Consider the following 22794-nt stretch of genomic DNA (forward strand, 5'->3'; position numbering starts at 1 on the left):
TGGCCGACAGCGCGCCCTACTTCTCGGCCTGCACGAAATAGGTCTGGATCGGCTCCGCCTTGCCCTTGACCAGGGCCGGCGGCATGGGGCGCAGGTGAAACTGATCGTCGATCGCGCGACGGATTTCCTCCGTGATCAGCAGATCGACTTCGTACTTGCCGGTCAGCGATTCGACCCGGGAGGCCACGTTGATCGGATCGCCGGTCACGCTGAACTTCGAAAGGCCCGCGGTCCCGATCACGCCTGCCACCACTTCCCCACCGTGAATGCCGATGCCGAAGCGAAGTTCAGGCAGGCCCTTCTCACGCAGGGTGTCGTTGTAGCGCGCCAGTTCCGAGCGCATGTCCAGTGCGGCGAGTACGGCGTCCCGCGCCTGCCAGGGATTGGATTCCAAGGCGCCGAACAGGGCCAGCAAGCCGTCGCCCACGAACTCGGTGACATGGCCGTGATGATGCGTGATGGCCACCGTCATGTGGCGGAAATAGTCGTTGAGAATGTTCACCGTGATCGCGGGGTCGAGGCGATCGCACAGGGCCGTGAAGCCTCGCAGGTCGGCGAACAGCATCGTCACCTGGCGCCGCTCGGGTACGAAGGCGTCGCCGGTGCGGGTGAGCCGCTCCACCACGTCAGCCGGCACGAAGCGCTCGAACTGACGCTGCAATTGCTCCAGCTTGTCGTCGGCGGCCAGCAGCAGTTTCTCCAACTGGTCGTTCTGGCGACGGCCGCGCAGGACGAGTACCGCCAGGATGGAGAGGGCGATGGCTCCGGCCGCGGCAAGGGCCCACACCAGCGTCATCATTCCAGCAGCATCGCCAGCCGGACGGTCCCGTTCGCCAGCGATGCCACGCCGATGGCTTCCAGCAATGCGTCGGCCCCCAGTGCCTCACCGAGGGCGCGCGTCCTTCGCTGAATCGACGAAGGCTCGTAGTACACCGTGTCGCGCGCCCAGGCCAGCAGGCCGGCTTCGCGCAGTGCCAGGCGGGGGCAACGAAGCGTCGCCATCGCGCCTTCGATCTCGGCCTGGCTCAGGCCCTCTTCCAGCAGCAACCGGGTCGCCGCGGCTTCGCTATGCGGGCAGCCGAGTGTGCGCGCGATCACTGTGAACATCAGGGCCTTGGCGTTGCGGCTCAGCACCCCCGAGTCGAATGCGCCGTCGAGCGCCGCCTTCATGACGCTGCCTGCACGCAGACCGGCGAGCGGCGCCACGACCACGCCAAAGGGGCCGGCAGCCAACGCAGCCCGATCCGGCACCGCCTCCTCCGGCCTCCTTGGGGAGAACTTCTTCATCAACGGTATCGCGAGCGCGAGCACCCAGCGGAACGGTCCGTTGGCCATGCGTTCGAACTTCTGTTCGGGTGGACACGCCAGCAGCGTACTCACGCGGTTGTAGAAGCACCCGAGCGAGATCGAAAAGGCCATCTCGCAGACTTGCACCGGCGTATAGCCGAGCTCAAGCAGGGCGGCACGCTCGGCCGCAGCCGGGCGGGGCCTCGATCGGGCCAGACTGCGGCAAAAGGCGATGTAGGCGCGTTCCTTCTCGTCCAGCTCGGCCGTCTGCACGTCGCGTTCGACCTGCTGGATGAAAGACTCGGAATAGCCCAGCACCTTCATGTAGGCACGGTTCGCGCCATAGCAGTATCGACACGAATTTTCCTGCGCCGTGACCATGCTGCCGATGCGCTGCAGCCGCTCCGACAGGGCGACCGGCACGTAGTTCGTTGCCTCGTAGGCTGCCTCGCGCAGCCAACGGCTGGGAGCGACCCGGCGGTCTACCTCGAGGACCTGTGCGCCGCGGCGCTTGAGTTCAGCTTCCCACGCCACGTCGTGCGCCACCGACAGGACCGGGTCGCTCCACTGGATCTCGCTCAGCAATACAGCCATGGGCTTCTCCACCGAAAGCATCGGCTTTGAAGCGAATTCTGCCGTAACGCCGAGCCGACCGTTCTCTCAGTCGAATCGAAGGTGATCGATGCCCAGCAGCAGAAAACTGGCAGGGCGTCCTTCACGGCGGCTGCCGTCGTCGCTGACGACGATGATTCCTGGTCCTGCGTCGACGACGGCTGGACACACTCCCTCTGCGCGCGCGAGGCCTGGCAGACCGGGAATGGTGACGCGACGCGCAGAGCCGTGCGGCTGGCCGTTCCAGCGCCAGAGCGAGAACTCGCCGCCTTCGCGCGACATCGGCCCGCTGACGACCAGGTACGCACCGAGCGCAGGCATGTAGGAAAGACCGCGGATGCCATGGCCGCCCAGATCCAGTTCGCTGAGGTCGGCGGCCAGCCGAGGCGGCGCGTCATCATCGAAGAGTGCAGCCGGATTTTCGACGCTGGCGATGATGGCGCGACCTTCGTGCAGCGGGCTTCGAAAGCCGATCAGCAGCCGCTGCTGGTCCGGGCACATCTCCAACGCCTCGATGTTGAGCCCTCCGGCGTCCTTGACGTCCCGGATCTCGGCAGCCGAGGCCAGCAACGGATATGCCATCGTCAAGGCGCGCTTGAGTCCGTGCACGACCTTGGGCTCGACCACGCGATGGCCCTCGACTCGGAAGCGAACCAGCCGTTCGCGCGACTTCTTCTCGTTGCCATCGTCGTCACGAGAATGCGAGGTAATGGCGTACACGAATCCCGATCGGTCCAGCGCAAGTCCTTCAAGATCGTCGAGCTTCCAGAAGTCGCTGAAGACTTGAAACAGCCCGGCAGTCAGGGGGGCACTGCCAACGCTTCCGTCAGCGCCCATCGTGACCAGACTGAAGGGGTGGTCCTTTTCGTCCTCAACCACAAGAAAGCGCCCGTCCGGCAACTGCTGGATCGCGGACGGCTCATAGATGCCGGCCAGGGGCCGGAAGGCAGGAAGAGTCTGCGGCACTCGGGCATTGTGGATTTCCATGGCCTGCCTTCGGTCCGCTGCGTCACCCTTCGACCAGCGTCGCGAGAAGCGGTGCAATCCCGGTCAGCGGCACGACGCTGTGCGGACGTTGGTGGTTCATCGCGTGCAGCGGGCACACGGGCGCCGCAGCCTCGGCCCCATCCTGCACGACCGCCACGCCGTCGGCCTCCTGGATCGCGCTCATGCCCAGCGAGCCCTCGCCCTCGCTGCCTGCGAGCAGTACCCCGATCACACGCTGGCCGCAGGTCGCGGCAGCAGAGCTGAAAAGGCGGTCGATGGGGCGCATGCCCGTCGACGTCGTGTCCCGCTCGTCCAGCCCCATCACGCCCTCCGGCCGGATGACGAGGCCCATGCCCGCCGGCGGCAGATAGACATGGCCGACCCGGGCGAAGCGACCTTCGCACGCATAGCTCACCGGCATGGACGAATAGCCATCCATGATGCGGACCAGTGTCTGGACACTCTGCGAATGGGTGCGCAGCGCCACGAGGATGGCCGCGTGGAAAATGGTCGGCAGCGAATTCAGGAGTGTCGACAAGGTCGGYAGTTCCCCTTCGACCGCGCCGATCACGACCAGGTCGCGCCGCGGGTTCACGGTCGACCTCGCCGCAGGACGTCGTCCATTCGGTCCACGCGAGGAGGCGCGGCGTCGCCGGCGCTCTCGCTCTTACCCCTCTTACCCATCTCTGCCTGCTCGGATTTCATGGCGATCCTCCTTCTGATGAGGTCGAAAGCCTGGAACGCTACGCCTGACCGTTGCAACAATCTGTCAGACAAGGGCGCGGGCCGCTGTCGCGGAGCCAGGGCGAGGCTGCTGCCCAACGACTGGCCCGTCCCAGCGGACAGGGCGGGGATGACTGGCCTTGAAGGTATGCAGCGGATGGCGCATTCGTGCCATCAGACTTTGGGCTGTACGCGTGTAGGCGGCGGCGTCGTCCTTCATGAAAAAAGACGCGCCCGGTCGGGTCGTGGGCAATCTCACAAACGACTTCGCCGATGCCGCGAATCCGTGTAGGTGCGCTTCCACAGTGGACTTGGAGGCACTTTGGCCTGCCTATCATTGGCGAAGGCGCATGGCTCGCATCGTCAGGCCAGCGCCAGAAGCATAGCCACGAAGGAGCCGCCATGTACCCCTACTTCACAACAGCCATGCGTGCCGCCGCCGTTGCGGTGGCGGGCCTCGCTTTCGTCGGTTGCACGACGACCATGAAGGGCGAGAGCGCGAGCAGCACGTCTTCGCGTGCGTCGATCGATGCCCAGGTCAATGAGACGCTCGCGAAGCTCTACACCAATGTTGCGGGCTCGCGCGAGTTGGTGGCCAAATCCAGGGGTGTGCTGGTGTTTCCGGCCGTGGTCGACGCGAGCTTCGTTGTCGGCGCTCAATACGGTCGAGGTGTGCTCCGCGTGGGCGGACGCACCGAGGCTTACTACAGCACCACCGCGGGGTCGCTCGGTTTCCAGGCGGGCGCGCAGTCGAAGGCGGTCATCTACCTGTTCACCACGCAGCAAGCACTGGATAAGTTCCGCAGCAGCCAGGGTTGGACTGTCGGCGCGGATGCCACGGTGGCGCTCGCAACCATCGGCGCCAACGGAAACATCGACACCAACACTGCTCAGCAGCCTGTGGTGGGTTTCGTGCTCACCAACGTCGGGCTGGAAGCCGGTATATCGCTGCAAGGCGCGAAGATCGATCGGATTCAACTTTGAACTGAGCGCGACTCGTGGGGTCCCGGGACTCCACGAGTCGTGCTGGCGGGCCCGCCAGGCCACCCTTGCCGAGGCGGTCGGACGGCCGCCCCCGGGATGCGCGCAGCGAGCAGGCCCTGTCGAGCCTGGGAAGACTGATTTCGTCCCTGTAGCGAAAGCCGCGCCGGGCCCGTCCTTCGTACGGTTCCGGGCCCGGCACGGGCCCGCAGGCAAAACCTCAACCCCAGACATTTCCCCCGGCAGTTTCCGAACCGCCGGGGTTCGCGCAAGCGCCGCACCGCGGTGAAATGGCCGGTTGCTGCATGTGCCGACCGCTTCCTGTGTTCGGCCACGCGCAAGGTCGCTCAGGGCTTCGCTCTGAGCAAAAAGGCGAGCCCCGAAGGTGCAGCAACACCAACGAGGCTCTAACCACAACGTGCAACCCGCAAAGGAAACCGCACATCATGGCTACCTCGAATGATAGTGACTCCCCCTGCATCGCCATTTCCATCCACGGCGGACCGGTGCAGGTCATCGTGAACGTCGGCGATGAGCCGGCGCACCGTGCCGCGCACGACGCGGCCGGCTCGAACGGCCACCGGCCGTTGGCCCCACGGCGCGGCCTCTTCCGCGTCCCGCCAGGGCGGCGCCTCGCCGCCGTGCTCGATCGCGGCTTGCCGCCCGCTGCAGCTTCTGCGGGCGAAGCACCACGTGGCGCATTCATCGCCACGCGCTCGCCCTTCGACGTGTTCGCCGAGCTGGCGAAAGTCGTGCGTGCGGCCCGGCGCGAGGTCCTGATCGTCGATCCCTACGTGAACGCCACCGCGCTGACGGACATCGCCATCGCCGCGCAGGAAGGCGTGCACATCCTCATCCTGGGCGATCGCGCCGGGACCAAGGCCAGCCTCGCGCCGGCGGCCAGTCGCTGGCAGGCGCAGTACAAATCCGCTCGCCCGCTCGAAGTCCGCCTCGCACGCGGCAAGTCACTGCACGATCGCCTGCTGCTGATCGACCGCACGGAGGTCTGGAACCTGTCTCAGTCGATCGCGGACTTCGCGAAGAAATCGCCGGCGTCGATCGAACGAAGCGGCGCGGCGATCGAGAAGGAGAAGGCGGTCGCGTACCTGGACTTGTGGACCGCCGCCACGCCGCTTGCATGAGGGGCCGGCTTGAGCAGGGCATCAAACTCCGCGACGGGTTTGAATTTTCCCGCAGTCATCCGCGCCGCAAATTCAACGCAGCAATTTGGCAATCCATGCCGGAAGGCGCGATGCCCTCGGAGGATGCGTGCCCGGCCCGTTAGGGCGCAAAAGATCGCCCGGATAGTGCGGATGCCCGAGGCACAGACTGTCATCCATGCCAAAGGCCTTCACCGCGGCAACCGCCTCGACGCACCAGCGCCCGAAGTACGCGCCACCTTCGAAGTTGTCGTTGCCCAGTTTGTGCCAGTACGGATGGGCATAGGGCACTGCTTGCTTCGCGCGGCCGGATTTGCCGATGGTCGCCATTTCTTCGTACCAGTGATCGACGAATTCGCGCAATTTGACCGCCTGCTGGTCCGCTGGCGCATCGACGGCTTTGAGCAGTCGCGCATAGGGCTTCTTGAAGCACAGTTGCGTACCAATCTTGCGGCCCGGGGAACGGCTGGCAATGACGCGATCAAGCAGGATGTCTTCTCCTTCGTTGCCAATCAGCGCTAGCAGACGATTCCAGAGGTCGTCAGGGATTTCGAGTGTCAGCGCCAAGCCCACAAGCCAGAAGCAGTCTATATAGAGGTCGAAATTCACGGCCCAAGTCTGGCGGGTGTACAGCCGCTCGGGAGGATAAACCGAGAGCCCAAGACGGCGCGACTCTTCCCAGAAGTCGAGCATAGGCCCGAAATGCTGTGCGAGTTCCTGAACAGGATCGCCACGGGAGTAACGCTGAAACATCAGGCGTTCGTAGCGCTGCGCGATTTCATGCACAAACTGCGGGCGATACGATTCATCAACAAATGGATTCTGAATTCTAATTAAATCCTTGGAAATCACATCGTGCGAATTAGAAATTCGCCTATTCCAATACGCAAGGCCGCCTTTGGTGTCGCGAATCACAGTTTTGCTCCCAAATTAGCTCCATTCGGAAGCAGAATTTTTGAGGTATCTACAGGCTTGGCGTTGCCAGCCGCATCCAACACACGAATTTCAGTGCTTCCATCCGGCAGCGTTCGAACCATCCATCTCTCAACGCGGCCGTTGGTAAGTGATGTTCGGACAGGGTCGCGCGCAGTGGGCGTTTGCGCGTGTACGCGACCACCAGGTCGCTGTCGCCCGGCCGCGCGCCTGGCGCAGTGGAAGCCTCGATCTGGATGTCGGCGTCAGCGGTGGGCAGGCGCTTGAGGTTCTCCAGGCCCTGTTCGATGTCGCGCAGGTTGACGAGACGGCCCACTTGCGCCGGGATGGCGCCGCGCAGGCTGGTGGAAGTCTTGTCCTCGCCTTCTTCCCGATCCTCGAAGCGGATCGCTGCAATGCGACTGGGGACCAGCGTCAGGACCAATGTGCCGGCGGCAAGGTCCTGCGGGCCGACGAGCACGCGTGTGGTGACATAGCCTCGGGCGATCACGGCCTGTTGGACGCGAGCGAGGATGACGTTGACGCCTGCGGTGCCGAGGCAGCGACCCTGCCAGTCGTCGGCTGCTTCACCCGATCTCGCTGCGGCATCCAGCGCCCATTGGAAATCGTCCGCCAGTTCGCCCGAGAGCACCAGCCGATCGATGCGAAAGCACGGCCGCTCGTCCTCCGCCAAGGTTTGCGCATCGATGACCGCGGGCTTCGGCCGAGTGTCGACCGTGCGTTCCTGCTGCTCGCGCAACGCGCGTTCGCGCTCTAGCTGGCGTTGCTCCTCGATGATCGGCCTGGGCGTGGAGGCGACTTGCGCATGAGCCGCGAACGCGGCGGCAACGCCCGTGAGCAAAAGGGGCGAGAGGATGGAGGCCGAGAGTTTCGGAACGCGGCAAACAGCCGCTTTGGGCGACGCACGCCCGCGGAAAGGAAAAGTCATTGTTCTTATTGATGCGCCGAAGGACGCGGCATCACCGCGTCGATCCGAAAGCACCACCACCCTGAATTGCTCAGCTTGGACGAATGATTTCTTCGTATCAGCGAGTCAAGATTGACAAAAATTCTGTCAAGAAAGGCCGGCGATTTTCTAGGGCGCTGCGCACCTCGGGAGCTATTCGCCCACCGATGCCTTGCGCACATCCGTCGGGTGCCTCTAGGGGCAGAGGAACGGCTTTTCTCGACTGATTATTGTAGAAATGCAAGTCCTCGCGACGACATCAGATTCGTCTTGGATTCGTGCAATATCTCTCTTTTTCTTTCGAAGAAATTCACCGCGCAAGCCACCATTCAATTGCCAAATAAACATCTACATCGAGTGAAATAAGAAGATCTTCTTACCTCTCGCTCGACACAATGAGTTGGTGTCTCGAATTGCCGGTCCGCTTTGACACGGCACGCTCAACGTCTATTTGCGTTTGCACGGAGGAACAGACATTGGCGTATGCGTACGGCCCTATGTCTTCCTCTCGACTTTCGACTTGCCGCCGCCATCAGCCTTCGACGGCGTCGATGGCGTGGGCTAAGCGCTCTTTCCGGCCTTCGCGGTCTTGGCGCTTTTCTTTGCGGCAGGCTTGCGCGCAGTCTTCACCATGGGCGCCATGCGCTCGTCGCCGTCGCGGGCGGAGCGCATCAGGCCGCTCTCGCTCGAAGTCATGCCCACGATCTTCGCGAGCTGGCGGCTCACGCTCACGTAGGCATGGCCGAGACGGCTGTCGAAGTACAGCGAATCGCCGCGCGCCAGGTGAACCACCTCGCCGTTCTCGAAGTGCACCTCGATCTCGCCCGACAGCACATAGGCGAACTCCTCGCCCACATGCCGCACGAAGTCCTCGGGGCCGTGAATGCGGCGTGCATGCACCGTGCCGACGACGGGGCTCATCTGCTTTCCGGCCGCCGTGGTGCCGAGGAACTCGTAGGCGATCGAGAGTCCGCGGTACACCACGCCCTTGCCCGCGCGCGTGACCACCGGCCCTTCGAGCTGCGCGGGCTTGACGCCGGCCCCCGCGAACATCGCATTCATGTCCATCTCGAGCGCACGGCCCAGCGCGGTGAAGTTCTCGTAGCCCAGCGCGAGCTGGCCGCGTTCGGCGCGCGAGATGGTGGTGATCGACACGCCGGAGCGCTCGGCCAGTTGCGCCAGCGTCCAGCCGAAGCGCTTGCGCGCAGTGCGCAGTCGATGGCCGAAAGTGGTGCGGTCCAGCTTGGGCGGCTCTTCCTTCGGCTTCGTCCCCGGCTTGGTCCCTGTGTGTGGATTCACGCGTGGCTTTCTCTTGTGATGCAGGGAGATTCTGCCAGCCCGGCGTCGCGCCATCCATGCCGACCCGCATGACGCGGGCCCGGAAGTTGCGTATACGCAAATTGCGTTGACGCAAATTTCACCGATTCGGTGCCCATGGTTTTCCCTTGATAGGGTCGAATGAATTTGCGTATCCGCAAATTTCTATCTACACTTTTCGCCGATGAGTACCAGCACACCAGCGCCCTTCGTGGCCGACTACCTCGTGATCGGCGGCGGCATCGCCGGGGCCTCGGTGGCCCACTGGCTGGCGCCCCACGCCCGCGTGATCCTGCTCGAACGCGAATCGCAGCCCGGCTACCACTCCACCGGCCGCTCCGCCGCCCTCTTCATGGAAAGCTACGGCACGCCGCAGGTGCGCGCCCTCACGATGGCCAGCCGCGCCTTCCTCGAAGACCCGCCCGCGGGCTTCGCGGAGCATCCGCTGCTCACGCCGCGCGGCGCCATGATGGTCGCGGGCAAGGAGCACATGGCCGAGCTCGAAGCCCACTGGGAGGTACTGCGCGCCATGAACACCGGCGCGTCGCGGCTGAGCGGCGAACAGGCGCGCGAGATGGTGCCGGCGCTGCGGCCCGAACAGGTGCTGGGCGCGGTGTACGAACCCGATGCGGCCGACATGGACGTGCACGCCATCCACCAGGGCTACCTGCGCGGCATGCGGCAGGCCGGCGGCAAGCTGGTGTGCGATGCGGACGTGACGGCCATCGAACGCGTCGGCGACCGCTGGCGCGTGCAGGCCGGCGGCGCCGTGTACGAGGCGCCGGTGGTGCTCAACGCGGCCGGTGCCTGGGTCGACGCCATCGCCCGCATGGCGGGCGTGCGGCCGCTGGGCATCGAGCCGCGCCGGCGCTCGGCCTTCATCTTCGCGCCGCCCGAGGGCGAGAGCGTCGCGCACTGGCCCATGGTCTTCGGCGCCGACGAAGGCTGGTACATCAAGCCCGACGCCGGCATGCTGCTCGGTTCGCCGGCCAATGCCGACCCCACCGAGCCGCAGGATGTGCAGCCCGAGGAGCTCGACATCGCCATCGCCGTGCACCGCATCGAGGAAGCGACCACGCTCGCCGTCCGCCGCCCCACGCGCACCTGGGCCGGGCTGCGTTCCTTCGTGGCCGACGGCGACCTGGTCGGCGGTTTCGAGCCCGGGGCGCCCGGCTTCTTCTGGGTCGCGGCGCAAGGCGGCTACGGCATCCAGACCTCGGCCGCCATGGGCGAGGCCTGCGCCGCGCTGGCACGCGGGTTGCCGCTGCCCGAGCGCATCGCGGCCTTCGGGCTCACGGCCGAGATGCTGGGCCCGCAGCGGCTGCGCGCGGCCTGCGCCTGATCGCCGGACAAGAACAACCGCCCTCCCACCTCAACGAGAACCCACCCATGCGTGTCTTCAGTGCCTCCCTCGCCACCGAAACCAACACCTTCGGCCCGATGCCGACCAGCCTCGCCTCCTTCAAGGACCGCGGCTACTTCGCCGCCGGCAAGCATCCCGATGCGATGACGCTGTTCTCGGGCCCGCTGTGGGCCGCGCGCATGCGCGGCGCCGACAAGGGATGGCAGCTGTTCGAGGGCATGGTCGCCGGCGCGCAGCCCAGCGGCACGACCACGCGCCATGCCTACGAGACGCTGCGCGACGAACTGCTGAACGACCTGCGCGCGGTGCTGCCGGTCGACATGGTGCTGCTCGGCCTGCACGGCGCGATGGTGGCCGACGGCTATGACGACTGCGAAGGCGACCTGCTGGCGCGCGTGCGGCAGATCGTCGGGCCCGACGTGGTGATCGGCGCGGAGCTCGATCCGCACAACCACCTCACGCCCGAGATGGTCGCCAACGCCGACGTGATGATCTCCTTCAAGGAGTACCCGCACACCGACGTGCTCGAGCGCGGGCTGGAGCTGGTCGACATCTGCGCCGCCACCGTCGAAGGCAAGGTCAGGCCGGTGGCCGCGGTGGTCGACTGCGACATGATCGTCACGGTCCACACCTCGCGCGAACCGGCGCGCGGCTTCGTCGAGCGCATGCAGTCGCTCGAGGGCAAGGACGGCGTGCTGTCGGTCTCGCTGACGCACGGCTTCTCATGGGGCGACGTGTCAGAGATGGGCACCAAGGTGCTGGTCTACACCGACGGCAACCAGGCCAAGGCCGACGCGCTGGCGCGCCAGCTCGCCGACGAGCTGATCGCCATGCGCGACGGGCTCACGGTCCACTATCCGAGCATCGACGCATCGCTCGACGAGGCGCTGGCCTTCGACGGCGGCCCCGTGGTGCTGTCCGACGGTGCCGACAACCCCGGCGGCGGCGCGGCCAGTGATTCGACCTTCATCCTGCGCCGCATGGTCGAGCGCGGCATTCGCAACGCGGCCATCGGCCCCATGTGGGACCCGATCGCAGTGCGCATCGCCTTCGACGCAGGCGTGGGCGCGAAGCTCGCGATGCGCATCGGCGGCAAGATCAGCCCGCTGTCGGGTGATCCGATGGACCTCGATTGCACCGTGAAGGCGCTGCAGCACGACCTGGTCATGACCGGCCTGGCGGGCACGCCCACGCTGATGGGCGACAGCGCGCTGGTCGAGGCCGACGGCATCGAGATCGTGCTGATCACGCTGCGCAACCAGGCGATGGGCACCGACCTGTTCACGCAGCTGGGCTGCGACCTGGCCGCCAAGAAGATCATCGTCGTGAAGTCGTCGCAGCATTTCTATGCCTCGTACGCCAAGGTCGCGAAGCATGTGATCTATGCGGGCGCGCCGGGCGCCGTGACGCTGGACCTCAGCACGCTGCCGTATCGCAAGGCCCGCCTGCCCAAGTGGCCGATCACCGCATGACCCCCGGGCTTGCCCATTTCTTTTCAGCCCTTACCGGAGAACCGACGATGAAACGACGAACGCTCGCAGCCCTTGCCACCCTGGCGCTTTCAGCCGCGTGCCTGCCGGCGCTCGCCCAGACGCCGCCCAAGACGCTGAAGGTGGTGGCGCATGCCGACCTGAAGATCCTCGACCCGACCTTCACCACGGCCTACATCTCGCGCAACTTCGGCTACATGGTCTACGACACGCTGTTCGCGCAGGACGCGAGCGGCAAGCCGCAGCCGCAGATGGTCGAGAAGTACACGAGCTCCAAGGACAGCAAGCAGTGGAGCTTCACGCTGCGCCCGGGTCTGAAGTTTTCCGACGGCAGCGCCGTGACCTCGGCCGACGCCATCGCCTCGCTGCAGCGCTGGGCCGCGCGCGACAGCATCGGCCGCGCCATGGTGGCGGGTGGCGCCGAGTGGAAGGCCGTGGATGGGCGCACCTTCACGCTCACGCTCACCGAGCCCTTCGGCCTGGTGCTCGACGGGCTGGCCAAGCCCTCCAGCTTTCCGCCGGTGATCCTGCCGGAGCGGCTGGCCAAGATGTCCGCGACCGCGCCGCTGCCCGAGGTGATCGGCTCCGGCCCCTTCATCTTCAAGCGCGACGAGTGGGTGCCGGGCAACAAGACCGTGTTCGTGCGCAACCCCAACTACGTGCCGCGCAGCGAACCGCCGAGCGGCCTGGCCGGCAGCAAGAAGACCACCTTCGACCGCGTGGAATGGCTTTACCTGCCCGATGCCAACAGCGCCATCGCGGCACTCAAGCGCGGCGAGGTCGACCTGGTGGAGCAGGTGCCGCCCGACTACATTGCCCCCTTGCGCACCGACCCGAGCGTGAAGATCGGCTCCGGCGGCACCTACCAGGGCTTCCTGGTGATGAACCACCTGCTGCCGCCCTTCGACAACCCGAAGGTGCGCCAGGCGCTGCTGCAGGCCGTGAGCCAGGAACGCATCGTCGCGGCCATGGGCTATCCGCTCGACATGCGCATGAGCTACTGCCAGACCTTCTTCATCTGCGGCAGCCCCAACGAGACTGCCGCGGGCGCCGAGCCCTACCGCAAGGCCGACGTGGCCAAGGCCAAGAAAATGCTCGCGGACGCCGGCTACAAGGGCGAGAAGGTCACGCTCCTGGTGCCGAGCGACGTCACCTACCTCAACGCCGAGGCGCTGATGGCCGCGCAAACCATGCGCAGCATCGGCATGAACGTCGAAGCGCAGACGATGGACTGGGCTTCCATCGGCGCACGCCGCGCCAAGCGCGACGCACCGGAGGCCGGCGGCTGGAACATGTACGTCACCGTGGCCGGCGAGTTCGACGTCAACTCACCGATCACCAACGCCTACCTGAGCGCCGCCTGCGGCAACTCCCTGCCCGGCTGGCCCTGCGACAAGGCGCTCGACGAACTGCGCAGCGCCTGGCTCAAGGAAACGGTGCCGGCCAAGCGCAAGGAAGTGCTCGACGCCTTCCAGGCCCGCGCCTACGAGGCGGTACCGTACATCAACGCGGGCCAGTATTCGTCCGCGTATGCCGCGCGCGCCAGCCTCAAGGGCACCGACAAGCTCTGGGCCGGCATGCCGACGGTCTGGGTGCTCGACAAGTAACCGGCACCACGCTGCTTCATCATGGGCTACATCCTCCGACGATTTCTCTCGACGCTGCCCGTCATGGCGGTGGTGGCCGTGGTGGTGTTTCTGCTGATTCACCTGTCGCCCGGCGACCCGGCCGCGCTGATCGCCGGCGACCTCGCCTCCGTCGAAGACATCGAGAAGCTGCGCGCCGCGCTGGGCCTGAATCTGCCGCTGTGGCAGCAGTTCGCGATCTGGCTGGGCAAGCTCTTCACCGGCGACCTCGGCACCTCGATCTTCACGCAGGTGCCGGTGACGCAGCTGCTGGGTCAGCGGCTGGAGCCCACGGTGTCGATCGCGGTGCTGACCATGGCGATCACGCTGGTGGTGGCCGTACCGCTGGGCACGCTCGCGGCCTATCGCGCGGGCAGCTGGATCGACCGGCTGGTGATGCTGTTCGCGGTGCTCGCCTTCTCGGTGCCGGTGTTCCTGGTCGGCTACCTGCTGATCTACGCTTTCGCGATCCAGCTGCCGTGGTTTCCGGTCCAGGGCTATGTGCATTTCTCGGAAAGCCCAAGCGACTGGCTGCGCGGCCTGGTGCTTCCCTGCGTGAACCTGGCGCTGGTGTACATCGCGCTCGTGACGCGCATGACGCGCGCCACGGTGCTCGAGGTGCTGCATGAAGACTACATCCGCACCGCGCGCGCCAAGGGTCTCGGCGTGCTGCCGGTGCTGGGCCATGCGCTGCGCAACGCGGCCATTCCCATCGCCACCACGGTGGGCGTGGGCATCGCACTGCTGATCGGCGGCGTGGTGGTGACGGAGACGGTGTTCGCCATTCCGGGCGTGGGCCGACTCGTGATCGATTCGGTACAGCGCCATGACTATCCCGTGATCCAGAGCGTGCTGCTGCTGTCGGCCGGCGTGTACGTGCTGATCAACCTGCTGATCGATCTGAGCTACCGGCTCTTCGACCCGCGAATCCAGTATTGATTGAACCGGGCCTTCATTCCATGTCCACTGCCCTGCCCTTCCGCCACGCCGACGCGCCAACCCCGGTGGCACCGGAGGCCGCCGAAGCTCCCTTCGTGCTGCCGCGCTTTCGCTGGCTGCGCAAGAACCCCACGCTCATCATCGGCGCGCTGCTGCTGGTCGCGGTGGCCGCCATCTCCATCGCCGCGCCCTGGATCGCCACCTTCGACCCGCAGGACATCGACCCGCTCGCGCGCATGCAGCCGCCCTCGTCCGAGCACTGGTTCGGCACCGACGCGCTGGGCCGCGACGTGTTCAGCCGCGCAGTGTGGGGCGGACGGGTGTCGATGATCGTCGGCGCCTCGGTCGCGCTGCTGGCCACCTTCTTCGGCGTGCTGACCGGCCTGTTCGCGGGCTTCGTGCGCTGGGCCGACGGGCCGGTGATGCGGGTGATGGACGGGCTGATGGCCATTCCCGGCATCCTGCTCGCCATTGCACTCATGGCGGTGACGCGCGCCAGCCTGACGACGGTGATCGTCGCCATCACCGTGCCCGAGATTCCGCGCGTGGTGCGGCTGGTGCGCTCGCTCGCGCTCACCTTGCGCGAGCAGCTCTACGTCGAGGCCGCGCACGCGGTCGGCACGCGGCTGCCGCTGATCCTGCTGCGGCATGTGCTGCCCAACATGGTGGCGCCGCTGATCGTGCAGTCGACCTTCGTGGCCGCCGCCGCGGTGCTGACCGAGGCGGCGCTGTCCTTCCTCGGCGTCGGCGTGCCTGCGCAGACACCCAGCTGGGGCAACATGATGGCCGAGGGCCGCAACTTCGTGGCGGTGGCGTTCCACATCATCCTGTACCCGGGCCTGCTGCTGGCGGCCACGGTGCTGGCCATCAACCTGCTCGGCGACGGCCTGCGCGATGCGCTCGACCCGCGCCTGGCACGGCAACTGTGAGCGAAGCGCCATGACGATCCCGATGTCCCATACCGCGCTCGCCCCCGGCGAGCCGCTGCTCGAAGTCGACGACCTGCGCACCCACTTCCACACGCTGGCGGGCGTGGTGCGCTCGGTCGATGGCGTTTCCTACACCGTGCGAGCGGGCCGCACGCTCGGCGTGGTCGGCGAATCGGGCTGCGGCAAGAGCGTGACCGCGCTGTCGATCCTGCGGCTGGTGCCGACGCCGCCCGGGCGCCACATGGGCGCCGTTCGGCTGCGCGGCACCGACCTGATGCAGCTCAGCGAGCGCGAGATGCGGCAGATCCGCGGCAACCGCATCTCGATGATCTTCCAGGAGCCGATGACCTCGCTGAACCCGGTGCTCACCGTGGGCCGGCAGATCGCCGAGACGGTGCAACTGCACCAGAGGGCCAGCCGCTCCGATGCGATGAAGCGCGCGGTCGAGATGCTGCGCCTGGTGCAGATCCCCGAGCCCGAGCGGCGCGTGAACGAGTACCCGCACCAACTCTCGGGCGGCATGCGCCAGCGCGTCATGATCGCGCTGGCCCTGGCCTGCAACCCCGAGGTGCTGATCGCCGACGAGCCGACGACGGCGCTGGACGTGACGATCCAGGCGCAGATCCTCGATCTCATCAAGCGGCTTCAGAAGGAGCTGGGCATGGGCGTGGTGATGATCACGCACGACCTCGGCGTGGTGGCCGAGAGCTGCGACCGCGTGGTCGTGATGTATGCTGGCAGGAAGGTCGAGGAAGCCGACGTGATCGACCTGTTCGACCGGCCGCTGCATCCCTACACGCGCGCGCTGATGGCCTCGATGCCCGGATTGAATACCGCGAGCACGCGGCTCACCGAGATCCCGGGGCTGGTGCCGGCCGCGCACGAGCTGGGACGCGGCTGCGCCTTCGCGGCGCGCTGCGGCCATGCGCGCGAGCGCTGCCGCGTGGAGACGCCGCGGCTGGTGCGGCAGGGCGGCGACCATGTGGTGGCCTGCTTTGCCGTCGAGGAACAATGGGCCGATGCGGCCGGAGTGATGGCATGACGACCGCGGCCCCGCTGCTCGAGGTGCGCGATCTGCGCAAGCACTACATCTCTCCCAAGCGCTGGCTGCGGCCCGCGAAGCCGGCGATCCAGGCGGTCGACGGCGTGTCGTTTTCGGTCGCGCGCGGTGAGACGCTCTCGCTGGTCGGCGAATCCGGCTGCGGCAAGACGACCGCGGCCAAGTCGGTGCTGCGGCTGGTCGAGCCCAGCGCAGGCTCGGTGCGGCTCGACGGCGAGGAGCTGCTGACGCTCCCGGCGAACGAGATGCGCCTGCGCCGTCGCCAGCTGCAGATCATCTTCCAGGACCCGTATGCCTCGCTGAACCCGCGCCTGACGGCCGGCGACATCGTGGCCGAGCCACTGCGCAACTTCGGCACCGACGACGCGGCCGAGCGGCGCGAGCGCGTGCAGTGGCTGTTCTCGCGCGTCGGCCTGCGGCCCGAGGCGGCGAAGAAGTTTCCGCACGAGTTCTCGGGCGGCCAGCGGCAGCGGCTGGGCATTGCGCGCGCGCTGGCGCTGAACCCGAAGCTGATCGTCTGCGACGAACCGGTGTCGGCGCTGGACGTGTCGGTGCAGGCGCAGGTGGTGAACCTGCTGATGGATCTGCAGGCCGAGCTGGGCATCGCCTACCTGTTCGTCGCGCACGACCTCGCGGTGGTGCGCCACATCAGCCATCGCGTGGCGGTGATGTACCTCGGCCACATCGTGGAGATCGCGGACCGCGACACGCTGTTCTCGACGCCGCTGCACCCCTACACCGAGATCCTGCTGTCGGCCGTTCCCGTGCCGAACCCGCGCACGCCGGCGCGCCGCATCCTGCTGCAAGGCGATCCGCCGAGCCCCGCCAATCCGCCTTCGGGGTGCCGCTTTCACACGCGCTGCCCGATGGCGCAGGCCGTGTGCAAGGAGAAGACGCCCGAGCTGACCGAGCGGCCCTCGTCGTCCAACGGCGGCCACTGGGTGGCCTGCCACTTTCGTTGAAGAAGGAATCCACATGTCCGATGCTCCGACCCACTACGACCTCCTGATTCGCGGCGGCACCGTGATCGACGGCACCAAGGCGCCGCGTTTCGATGCCGACATCGGCATCCTGAAAGGCCGCATCGCCGCCATCGGCCAGCTCGCGGGCCATACGGCCGACCAGACGCTCGACGCCACGGGCCGCATCGTCGCGCCCGGCTTCATCGACTCGCACACGCACGACGACCAGGCCGTGCTGTCGCAGGCGCAGATGCCCTTCAAGGTGTCGCAGGGCGTGACCACGGTGATCGCGGGCAACTGCGGCATCAGCGCGGCGCCGCTGCGCCCGGACATGGACCTGCCGATGCCGTTGAGCCTGCTCGACTCCCCGGCCGAAGGCCGCTTCACGACCTTCGCGGCCTACCTCGACGCACTGCGCGCCACGCCCTCGTCGGTGAACGTGGCGGCGATGGTCGGCCATTCGACCTTGCGCGCCGTGGTCATGTCCGACCTCGACCGGCCCGCGAACGATACGGAGATCGCAGCCATGCAGGCGCTGGTCGAGGAAGCCATGCAGGCCGGCGCGATCGGCCTGTCGACCGGCACCTTCTACCCGCCCGCCGTGAAGGCCACGACCGAGGAGATCATCGAGGTCGGCCGCCCGCTCACGGCGCGCAAGGCGCTCTACGTGACCCACATGCGCGACGAAAGCGACCGCGTGATGGAGTCGCTCGAAGAGACCTTCCACATCGGCCGCGCGCTCGACATCCCGGTGGTGGTGTCGCACCACAAGGTGCAGAACGTGCAGAACTTCGGCAAGACCAAAGTCACGCTGCCCTTCATCAAGGAAGCGATGCAGCACCAGTGCATCGGGCTCGACTGCTACCCGTACACGGCCGGCTCCACCATGATCCGCACCGACCGCGGGATGATGGAAGGCCGCGTGCTGATCGCCTCGAGCGTGCCGCATCCCGAGTGCGCGGGCCGCGACCTGAAGGACATCGCGGCCGAATGGGGCGTGTCGGGCGAGGATGCGGCACGGCGGCTCCAGCCCGGCAGCGCGATCTATTTCATGATGGACGAGGACGACGTGGAGCGCGTCCTCGCGTTCGACGAGACCATGATCGGCTCGGACGGCATCCCGCTCGGCGAGAAGCCGCATCCGCGGCTGTGGGGCACCTTCCCGCGTGTGCTGGGCCACTACAGCCGCGACATCGGCCTGTTCCCGCTGGAGACGGCGGTGTGGAAGATGACCGGGCTCACGGCCCGCAACTTCGGGCTGCACGAGCGCGGCACGCTGAAGCCGGGCCACCACGCCGATGTGGTGATCTTCAACCCCGCGACGGTGCGCGACAGCGCGACCTACGAAACGCCGACGCGGCCGGCCGAAGGCATCGACGCGGTGATCGTGAATGGCGCCGTCACCTGGCAGCACGGCGTGCACAGCGGGGCACGCAACGGGCAGGTGATCGTGCGCAAGGACCACAAGGAAACCACATGAGCATCGAACGCTACCCGACTCCCCTGCCTGTTCCGTTCTCGAAGGCCGTGCGCGCAGGTGGTTTTCTGTTTCTCTCGGGCGTGCTCGCGATGGATGCGCAGGCCAACATCGTCGAGGGCGGCATCCAGGCCCAGACGAAGGCCGTGCTGGAACGCGTGGCCCTCACGCTCGGCGAATGCGGCGCGCGCATGAGCGACGTGGTGCGCGTCACCGTGTGGCTTGCGGACCTGGGCGAGTTCGCCGCATTCAACGAAGAATACGCGAAGCATTTCGCGGGTGCCCTGCCCACGCGCTCGACCGTGCAGGCCGAGCTCTACAAGGGAGCGCGCGTCGAAATCGAAGTGCAGGCCTGGGTGGGCTGAGGCGCGCCCGCTATGCCTTCAGCGTGTTCTTGTGGATCCTGCCGTCCTTCATGACGATCAGAAGGCTGCTGTCGGGATTCGCAAGCAGCGCGATGTTCTCGACGGGATTGCCGTCGACGAGCAGCAGATCCGCATACGCGCCTTCCTCGATGACGCCCAGTTTTCCAGGATAGGGATTGCGCGGCCCTGAAAGACGCAGCAGTTCCGCATTGGTGGATGTGGCCATGGTGAGGATCTCGCTGTTCGAGTACCACTTCGTCAGATGTGTCAGCATCGTGCCCTGGCGGGTCGCCAGCGCCGGGGAGAACAGCATGTCCGAGCCCCACGCGGTCTTGATCTTGTGCTTCCTGGCGAGCCTGTAGGCGTTGTCGGTTCCCGCGAACACCTGGAGCGCCGCCACCCGGTTCGGGCCGCCCAGAGGGCCCGTGTCTTCGTCCGACAGGAACGGCTGGATGCTCAGCCAGACGCCCTTGTCGGCCATCATCTTCGCGGTCGTCTCGTCCATCAGATGCGCGTGCTCGACGCAGCGGGCGCCTGCCGTGATGGCGCGTTGCACGGTCGTTGGCGCATAGGCATGCACCGTGGCATAGGTATTCCAGTCTCTCGCTGCCTCCACGCCTGCCCGCAACTCCGCCTCCGACAGCGTCGTCAGATCCAGGGGACTGCGCGGCGAAGAGACGCCGCCGCCGCCCACGAGCTTGATCTGCGATGCGCCCTGCGTCAGTTGCTCGCGCACACGCAGCCGGATCTCGTCCGGGCTGTCGACGATGGCCGCGGCGCCAGTCTGCTCCGTGAAGCTCAGGGTGCCCGGGTTTCGCGGCACGTCGGACAAGGGGCGCAGGTCGCCGTGTCCACCGGTGCCGGTGATCATTGCGCCGGAAGGGTAGATGCGCGGGCCCGGCGTCAGGCCCTGGTCGATCGCCTGCTTGAATGCGAACGCCGGACCCCCCAGGTCACGCACGGTCGTGAAACCCCTGAGCAGTGTGCGTTGGGCTTCCCCGCTGGCCGCGACGTGGATGTAGCCGATGTTGCCTTGCAGCAGCACCTGGAGCGGCAAGGCTGCAAACATCGAATGCCAATGGGCATCGATCATTCCGGGCATGACAACCCGGCCGCCGCAGTTGATCGTCTGAGCGCCCGCCGGCGCGGCCGGCGCGCCGCTGCCCACCGATTTGATCCGGTCCCCCTCGACCACGAGGTGCAAGCCGTCGCGCAGCGTCGCGCCCTTGCCATCGAAGAGCCGGAAATTGGTGAGCAGGATCGGCCTCGCCGGCGTCGCTGGCGCGGGCTGTGCGATGGCACCGAAAGGAAGCCCCAGCGCCGCGACCGAGGCGGCCATGCCGGCGACGAAGCCGCGCCTCGACAGGTCCGCGTTGATCAGTCGGGTCAGCCTCCCGACCTCGGGCCGATGACAAAGGCAGATGGCACGGCTCACTTGCGAGCCGTCCGCCATGGTTTCGCAGGCGTACATAAATGACCTCCAGACCTCGACAGTCTGCCGTCATCCGCGCCGAATGCAAAGGCGATCGAGTTTACCGGCCCGGTGCGACCTGAAGCCGCAGGCTTGGCGCGTAGGGCGAGGTCCTGACAACGCTCGGTTCGTCGGACAGCGGACACCGGCGAGCGGCGGGTTGTGTTCATTGGCGCACGAGCGTCTGCAGCCGTGGCGCTCGCTGCTCGATGCCGCCACAATCGCTGCACCGTCATGCTGAACAGCGACTCTTTGGAATCAGGTCATGGACACTCGCCAGATGCGTTGCATCGTCGCCGTCGCGGATGCCGGCAGCCTGACCCGGGCTGCCGAGCGGTTGGGCCAGGCACAGCCAGCACTGACGCAGACGCTCAATCGCATCGAGCAGGAGCTGGGCGTCAAGCTCTTCGAGCGGACGCGGCGCGGCGCCCTGTTGACGGACGCAGGGCATGCCGTCGTTGAAGACTTGCGTGCCAGCCTGGCCCATGGCGATGCGGCCGCTGACCGGGCTCGCGCGATCGCACAGGGACGGGGCGGCAGGCTGATCGTCGGATTCGTGACGCACGCCGTCTACAAGGTGCTTCCGCATGCGCTCGATCGTTTGCGTCGTGAATACCCCCAGGTGGCGGTGGTACTGCGGGAGATGAGCAACGCCGAACAGGTGGTGGCGCTCGAGAACGGGACGATCGACGTCGCGCTGCTCCACCCCCCGGTCTCGCTGGCGGTCAAGTTGCACGAGCGTCAGCTTGGGCACGACAAGCTCATCGCGGTGGTGCCTGCGACCTATGCCCTCGCCAAGGACGGCACTGTCTCGCTGGCCGACGTTGCCGCACAGGGGTTGGTCTGGTTTCCGGAATCGCAGATGCCCGCATTGCGCGCCGAATTGCTGGGTGTGTTCCGCCGCCACGGCCACGACACCAGGGTGGTGCAAGACGCCAACCGAACGCTCACCGTGCTGGCTTGCGTCGCCGCCGGCCTGGGATGGTCCCTGCTGCCGGAGTCGGTACGGGCGCTTGGGCACGAGGGCGTGCGTTACGCCACCGTTCGCGACGGCGACGAACTTCCGCGCTTCGATCTCAGTGCACTGTGGCGGGCGCGCTCTCGCCCCACCTTGGCAGACGTGTTCGCGGACATGCTCTAGGGCCTGTTCACAGGCCCTAGTCGAGACGGATGTTGTTTTCCTTGGCAACGCGCGTCCACTTGGCCATTTCCGCTCTTCGGAAGGTGTCCAGCTCCGCAGGCGTCGATCCGATGGTTTCTGCCCCCAGCGCCACCAGACGGGCATTGACGTCCGGCTCCTTGATGACGGCGGCGAGGGCCTTCGACACCTTGTCGATGATCGGCGCGGGCGTGCCGGCCGGCGCGAACACGGCATTCCACTCGTACATCTCGTAGCCCGGCAATCCGGACTCCGCAATCGTCGGCACATTCGGCAGCACGGCCGACCGGCTCTTGCCCGCCACGGCGACCGCACGCAGCTTCTCGCTCTTGATGTACGGCAGCGAGGAGCCCAGACTGGCAAAGAACACCGGAACCTGCCCCGCCATCACATCGGTGAGCGCGGGTCCGCCCCCCTTGTAGGCGACATGCGTCATGCGGGTCTTGGCCATCGAATCGAACAGCTCGGCGGCCTGGTGCGGTGACGAGCCGTTGCCCGACGACGCGTAGTTGACTTCGCCAGGCCTGGCCTTGGCGCGCGCGATCAGGTCCGACACCGTGTGCACCGGGTACGCGGGATTCACCAGCAGCACGTTGGGCACCTTGACCAGCAACGACACCGGCGCGAAAGCACCCAGGGTGTCGAACGGCATCTTGCTATGCAGTGCGGGGTTCTGCGCGTGATTCGACGCGTCAAGCATGAGCGTGTATCCATCCGGAGCGCTCTTCGCTGCAAGATCCCCGCCGATCATGCCGCCAGCGCCACCGCGATTGTCGATGACGACGGGCTGACCGAGCCGCATGGCCAGCGGGGGCGCGATGATGCGCGCGACCGCATCCACGGTACCGCCCGGCGGGTAGGTCACGATCAATTTGATCGGCCTGGCGGGATAGTCCTGCGCCGCAGCCCAGCCGCCGGTGCAGAGCGTTGCGCAAACCATCAGCGCGCGGCCAAGAACTGAAAAAGTCATGTTGTCTCTCGATTGTGATTCTGGGGCTGACGGCTGGA

21 protein-coding genes are annotated in these 22794 nt (G+C 66.6%); 12 read left to right on the forward strand and 9 right to left on the reverse strand.

Annotated features, from left to right (window positions below):
* Positions 1-16: 16 nt before the first annotated feature.
* The 4 genes from AC1D2O_RS26100 to AC1D2O_RS26115 form a co-directional block, all read right to left on the reverse strand.
* The gene (locus AC1D2O_RS26100; protein WP_478090247.1) at positions 17-799 is read right to left on the reverse strand and encodes an adenylate/guanylate cyclase domain-containing protein; all 783 of its coding nucleotides are present in this window, start codon (positions 797-799) and stop codon (positions 17-19) included.
* Entirely contained in the window at positions 796-1881 is a 1086-nt protein-coding gene (locus tag AC1D2O_RS26105) for a carboxymuconolactone decarboxylase family protein (RefSeq protein ID WP_478090248.1), read from the reverse strand. The genes AC1D2O_RS26100 and AC1D2O_RS26105 overlap by 4 nt, the downstream gene beginning before the upstream one ends.
* A gap of 66 nt (positions 1882-1947) precedes the next feature.
* Entirely contained in the window at positions 1948-2886 is a 939-nt protein-coding gene (locus tag AC1D2O_RS26110) for a DUF3616 domain-containing protein (RefSeq protein ID WP_478090249.1), read from the reverse strand.
* A gap of 22 nt (positions 2887-2908) precedes the next feature.
* On the reverse strand, positions 2909-3481 hold the full coding sequence (locus AC1D2O_RS26115) for a chemotaxis protein CheB (RefSeq protein ID WP_478158147.1): 573 nt from the start codon (positions 3479-3481) through the stop codon (positions 2909-2911).
* Between the two features lie 530 nt (positions 3482-4011).
* Between AC1D2O_RS26115 and AC1D2O_RS26120 the strand changes: the two genes are divergently transcribed.
* Complete coding sequence (locus tag AC1D2O_RS26120; protein ID WP_478094283.1) at positions 4012-4593, forward strand: BPSL1445 family SYLF domain-containing lipoprotein; 582 nt, start codon at positions 4012-4014, stop codon at positions 4591-4593.
* A 443-nt stretch (positions 4594-5036) separates the two neighbouring features.
* The gene (locus AC1D2O_RS26125; protein WP_478158148.1) at positions 5037-5732 is read left to right on the forward strand and encodes a hypothetical protein; all 696 of its coding nucleotides are present in this window, start codon (positions 5037-5039) and stop codon (positions 5730-5732) included.
* 72 nt (positions 5733-5804) lie between these two features.
* Here AC1D2O_RS26125 and AC1D2O_RS26130 read toward each other — a convergent pair whose 3' ends face one another.
* From AC1D2O_RS26130 to AC1D2O_RS26140, 3 genes are all read right to left on the reverse strand, one after another.
* Positions 5805-6665: a PoNe immunity protein domain-containing protein gene (locus AC1D2O_RS26130; RefSeq protein ID WP_478158149.1), complete on the reverse strand. Its 861-nt coding sequence runs from the start codon at positions 6663-6665 to the stop codon at positions 5805-5807.
* Positions 6666-6714: 49 nt separating this feature from the next.
* Positions 6715-7668 carry a POTRA domain-containing protein gene (locus tag AC1D2O_RS26135; RefSeq protein WP_478158150.1) on the reverse strand — a complete coding sequence of 318 codons (954 nt, stop codon included), beginning with the start codon at positions 7666-7668 and terminating at the stop codon, positions 6715-6717.
* 522 nt (positions 7669-8190) lie between these two features.
* The gene (locus AC1D2O_RS26140; protein ID WP_478091267.1) at positions 8191-8928 is read right to left on the reverse strand and encodes a helix-turn-helix domain-containing protein; all 738 of its coding nucleotides are present in this window, start codon (positions 8926-8928) and stop codon (positions 8191-8193) included.
* Positions 8929-9130: 202 nt separating this feature from the next.
* Between AC1D2O_RS26140 and AC1D2O_RS26145 the strand changes: the two genes are divergently transcribed.
* Genes AC1D2O_RS26145 through AC1D2O_RS26185 form a run of 9 tightly spaced genes read left to right on the forward strand, consistent with a single transcriptional unit; the run spans position 9131 to position 19156 of the window.
* Positions 9131-10288 (forward strand): NAD(P)/FAD-dependent oxidoreductase, encoded by a 1158-nt coding sequence (locus tag AC1D2O_RS26145; RefSeq protein ID WP_478158151.1) that lies wholly within the window; start codon positions 9131-9133, stop codon positions 10286-10288.
* Between the two features lie 47 nt (positions 10289-10335).
* Positions 10336-11781, forward strand: a complete 1446-nt coding sequence (locus tag AC1D2O_RS26150; RefSeq protein WP_478091270.1) for a M81 family metallopeptidase — start codon at positions 10336-10338, stop codon at positions 11779-11781.
* 47 nt (positions 11782-11828) lie between these two features.
* Positions 11829-13406 (forward strand): ABC transporter substrate-binding protein, encoded by a 1578-nt coding sequence (locus tag AC1D2O_RS26155; RefSeq protein ID WP_478158152.1) that lies wholly within the window; start codon positions 11829-11831, stop codon positions 13404-13406.
* Positions 13407-13427: 21 nt separating this feature from the next.
* Positions 13428-14363, forward strand: a complete 936-nt coding sequence (locus AC1D2O_RS26160) for an ABC transporter permease (protein WP_478091274.1) — start codon at positions 13428-13430, stop codon at positions 14361-14363.
* 20 nt (positions 14364-14383) lie between these two features.
* A complete protein-coding gene (locus AC1D2O_RS26165) occupies positions 14384-15292 on the forward strand; it encodes an ABC transporter permease (protein WP_478158153.1) in 909 nt (302 codons plus the stop codon).
* 10 nt (positions 15293-15302) lie between these two features.
* Positions 15303-16334, forward strand: coding sequence for an ABC transporter ATP-binding protein (locus AC1D2O_RS26170; protein WP_478090353.1), 1032 nt, complete (start codon positions 15303-15305; stop codon positions 16332-16334).
* Positions 16331-17314: an ABC transporter ATP-binding protein gene (locus AC1D2O_RS26175; RefSeq protein ID WP_478090354.1), complete on the forward strand. Its 984-nt coding sequence runs from the start codon at positions 16331-16333 to the stop codon at positions 17312-17314. Before AC1D2O_RS26170 ends, AC1D2O_RS26175 begins: the two co-directional genes overlap by 4 nt.
* A 13-nt stretch (positions 17315-17327) precedes the next feature.
* The gene (locus AC1D2O_RS26180) at positions 17328-18794 is read left to right on the forward strand and encodes an N-acyl-D-amino-acid deacylase family protein (protein WP_478090355.1); all 1467 of its coding nucleotides are present in this window, start codon (positions 17328-17330) and stop codon (positions 18792-18794) included.
* Positions 18791-19156: a RidA family protein gene (locus AC1D2O_RS26185; RefSeq protein WP_478090356.1), complete on the forward strand. Its 366-nt coding sequence runs from the start codon at positions 18791-18793 to the stop codon at positions 19154-19156. Before AC1D2O_RS26180 ends, AC1D2O_RS26185 begins: the two co-directional genes overlap by 4 nt.
* A 10-nt stretch (positions 19157-19166) precedes the next feature.
* Here AC1D2O_RS26185 and AC1D2O_RS26190 read toward each other — a convergent pair whose 3' ends face one another.
* Positions 19167-20627: a metal-dependent hydrolase family protein gene (locus tag AC1D2O_RS26190; protein WP_478090357.1), complete on the reverse strand. Its 1461-nt coding sequence runs from the start codon at positions 20625-20627 to the stop codon at positions 19167-19169.
* Between the two features lie 265 nt (positions 20628-20892).
* Here AC1D2O_RS26190 and AC1D2O_RS26195 point away from each other — a divergent pair, with 265 nt between their 5' ends.
* Positions 20893-21768: a LysR family transcriptional regulator gene (locus AC1D2O_RS26195; RefSeq protein ID WP_478158154.1), complete on the forward strand. Its 876-nt coding sequence runs from the start codon at positions 20893-20895 to the stop codon at positions 21766-21768.
* Between the two features lie 16 nt (positions 21769-21784).
* On the opposite strand, the gene AC1D2O_RS26200 is transcribed toward AC1D2O_RS26195, so the two are convergent.
* Positions 21785-22756: a tripartite tricarboxylate transporter substrate binding protein gene (locus tag AC1D2O_RS26200; protein WP_478090359.1), complete on the reverse strand. Its 972-nt coding sequence runs from the start codon at positions 22754-22756 to the stop codon at positions 21785-21787.
* Between the last annotated feature and the right edge of the window lie 38 nt (positions 22757-22794).

Source organism: Variovorax sp. P1_G12, from assembly GCF_056405555.1.